Source organism: Thermodesulfobacteriota bacterium (assembly GCA_039028315.1).
Classification (GTDB): Bacteria; Desulfobacterota_D; UBA1144; order Nemesobacterales; family UBA2774; genus CR02bin9.
Genome location: JBCCIH010000218.1, coordinates 1 through 3,373 on the forward strand (window position 1 = coordinate 1; position 3,373 = coordinate 3,373).

Annotated in this window: 3 protein-coding genes; 2 read left to right on the forward strand and 1 reads right to left on the reverse strand. The window is 39.9% G+C overall.

The genetic code is table 11. The features are described from left to right. The coding region (locus tag AAF462_11035) for a TolC family protein (GenBank protein ID MEM7009656.1) at positions 1-1,327 on the forward strand (1,327 nt) is incomplete at its 5' end. Positions 1,328-1,368: 41 nt separating this feature from the next. Further along, on the forward strand, positions 1,369-2,850 hold the full coding sequence (locus AAF462_11040; protein ID MEM7009657.1) for a DUF2779 domain-containing protein: 1,482 nt from the start codon (positions 1,369-1,371) through the stop codon (positions 2,848-2,850). 22 nt (positions 2,851-2,872) lie between these two features. Here AAF462_11040 and AAF462_11045 read toward each other — a convergent pair. Next, on the reverse strand, positions 2,873-3,373 hold a 501-nt coding region (locus tag AAF462_11045; GenBank protein MEM7009658.1), incomplete at its 5' end, for a YSC84-related protein.

Below are 3,373 nucleotides of genomic sequence, written 5' to 3' on the forward strand. Positions count from 1 at the left end.
ATTCGCGGGGCAATATGACGGGCAGGAAGTAAATCTGATTTGGTGGGAACTCTTCAATGATCCAGTACTAGTATCGCTCGTGAACACAGCTCTAGAGCAGAACAAAGACCTTCTAATTGCCATTAGCCGAATAGAAGAGGCCCGTTCATTTTTAGTATTCACAGAAGCTGACCTTTATCCAAGACTCGATGTACAAGGCGGGGCTAACAGAGGGAACTTTAACGGAGGAATAATTTCAAGTGACCCAGATGAACCCACAAACAGCGCCTTTATTTCACCGGTTGTGAATTGGGAGATTGATTTTTGGGGCAAGTTTAGAAGAGCTAACGAATCTGCAAGAGCCCAGCTACTAGCAACAGAGTATGCTAAAAAAACAGTCCAAATAAGTCTTATATCTGAAGTGGTTGGAGCATATTTCATGCTGCTTGATTTTAAAGAGAGGCTCAGGGTTTCTGAGCAGACCTTAGAATCCAGAGACGAGAGTCTTGAGATTATACAAAAGCGTTTGGATAGAGGAGTAATACCTGAGATTGATCTTAATCAGGCTCAGGTACAAAGAGAGATTGCAGCTGCTGCAGTACCACTTAATAAGAGGCTAATAGCAAACACAGAAAATGCTATAAGCGTGCTGTTGGGAACTTTCCCAATGGAGATAAGAACCGATCTTGACCTGTATGAGCAAACAATACCTCCGGATGTTCCCTCTGGACTGCCGTCAGAGCTGCTAGAGAGAAGACCGGATATTTTAGAAGCGCTTTATTTGATTCAGGCACAGAATGCGCTAATTGGAGTAGCAGTTGCTGAGAGATTCCCTTCTATTAGCATTTCCGGAGCTGCGGGAGCGGCCACGAACGAAGCCACAACAATGACAATAGAAGGATTTGCATGGAATATTGCTGCCGGGCTTGCAGGACCTATTTTCAACTTTGGCCAGGACAAAGCTAGGGTTGAGATTGAAGAGACCAGAACAGAGCAGGCGCTTTACAGCTATCAGAATGTAGTCCTTAACGCTTTTAGAGAAGTGTCTGATGCTTTAGTTGACATTCAAACCTACAGAGAGCAGCTCATAGCGCTAAGAAGCCAGGTTAAAGCTGCGGAAAATGCAAACCGTCTGTCAAAACTAAGGTATGACCAAGGATTTTCAAGCTATCTAGAAGTGCTGGATTCTGAAAGGGCACAATTCTCTGCTCAGCTTGATCTATCCCAAGCCACACAAGAATACTACAATGCTTACGTAAGACTATATAAAGCATTGGGAGGCGGTTGGATATCACCTCAAGAAATGCAGAGCGGTCAAGTAATCCAGACACAGCCTGTATCTTACTAATTCTTAATTCACTTCATATGCAATTGTGCTAAGATTTATATATGTATTTATCCAAAACTGATTTCGGCGAATATTTAAAATGCGCCAAATGTCTATGGCTTAAAAAGAACAATTCTGACCTTTATATCCCCCCTGCTGTCACGGAGTTTAATCAAAAACTGATAGACGAAGGATATGAGGTTGAGCAGTATGCCAGGCAAATATTTGGGCAAGGCGCTTTAGTACAAGGCCGCAACGAAAAAGCAGCGATTGAAACTAAAGAGTTAATTGAGCAAAAAGCCTCGCCGATTTTTCAAGCGACTTTTATTTCAGAGGATGGTCTCTTAGCTAAAATAGACGTTTTAGTTTATAACGAATTCTCAGACTCTTGGACTATATATGAAGTTAAATCCTCGACTGCAATCAAAACCGGTAGGGATGAAAACAATATTTATGATGTGGCATTTCAAAAACTGGTCATGACTACTGTCGGTGTGCCAGTTGAACAAACTTATATTATTCATCTGAATAAAGAGTTTAAAAAAAATGGGGATATTGAAATATTTGATCTCTTTTCTATAACTGACATCAGCGATCAAGTTGATCAGGAACTAGCGATGATAAAAATGCATGCCTTGGAGGCTCTTAAATTTCTGGGCAGAGAAGAAATAGAATTAAATGACTGTACATGCCTTTACTCCTCAAGAAGAAACCACTGCTCTTCATTTAATGTACTAAATCAAGATGTTCCAGACTATTCAATTCATGATATCGCACGAATTAGCGCTAAAGGATTAAGGGATTTAGTGGATAGTCTAATTATAAATATAGTGGATATCCCCGAAGATTTTAAACTCACTCCAAACCAAAGGGTACAAGTTGACCTGGAAAAGTCTCAAGTACCGAAAATTAATGTTGACGAAATTAGGAATACTATTTCTGAGCTCGAATATCCGCTTATATTCTTAGATTATGAAACTTATGTATCAGCAATACCAAAAGTTGAGAAATTTTCCCCGCACCAGCATATCCCTTTTCAAGTATCTATTCATATCTTAGATGAAAACACAAACTTAGAGCATTTTGAATACCTTGCGGAAAACATTAACAATGCACCTGTAGATTTAATTGAATTTCTAATTGAGACTATTCCTCAAAAGGGAAGTCTGATCTCGTGGCATGCTTCTTTCGAGAACACGAGAAACACGCAAATTGGGGAAATATATCCTGAATACAAAGAGTTTCTTCTAAACTTAAACGAGAGAACATTTGATTTAGAAAGAATATTCAAAGATGACTATAAACATCCAGGATTTAAGGGCAAAACATCGATCAAAAAAGTCCTGCCGGTTTTGTGCCCAGAGTTCTCATATCAGGATCTGGAAATACAAAGTGGAACAGTTGCAATGGAAGGCTGGCATAGAACCATATTCGAAGAGCTCAATCGTTCAGAGCGAGCCGAACTTCAAAAATCACTTCTTGAATACTGCAAATTGGACACGCTGGCCATGGTGAAAATTTTCAAGCATTTGAAAGAATTATGATATAAATTTATTGTGTTCATTCTCAGTTTAGATCATCGTCTTTCATATATTTAGTACCTTTTACAGTCACTTCAAGTGCAAGGCCATCCTCAGTGAGCTGATAGATCCACACCCCTGGTGAGACTATCGCTGCGCCTGTAAAGGCTCCTCCATCATCGTCCAGCTTTGCTGCTACGGTAGATTGGCCGCCAAATTCCCAGCCGGAGTTGATGAATTGATCAAAAACCGATTTGTTTTCAAACACAAAAACAACTTGAAACCTCTTTATGCCTATTCCAAGACCGGCCTGAACTTCGAGCATTTTCATATATGTATGTTTGCCACTTGTATTGTTAATAGCCTCCCCTTTTCCCTTACCTCCGCCTGCTACAAATATCTTCATACCAAAATTACTAAACACAGCATAACCATAGCTTCCACTAATCGCTTGTTTGGATTCAGGTTGAAGTTTGTATAACCGCTTTAGAGTCTCAGTTGTTTTATCGTTTATCTCTTTTCTTTCTTTAGCAACATCTTTAGCACC

What these genes read in the sequence shown, in the direction of transcription:
- AAF462_11040 (MEM7009657.1), top strand. Translation starts at nt 1,369, where the DNA reads ATGTATTTATCCAAAACTGATTTCGGCGAATATTTAAAATGCGCCAAA.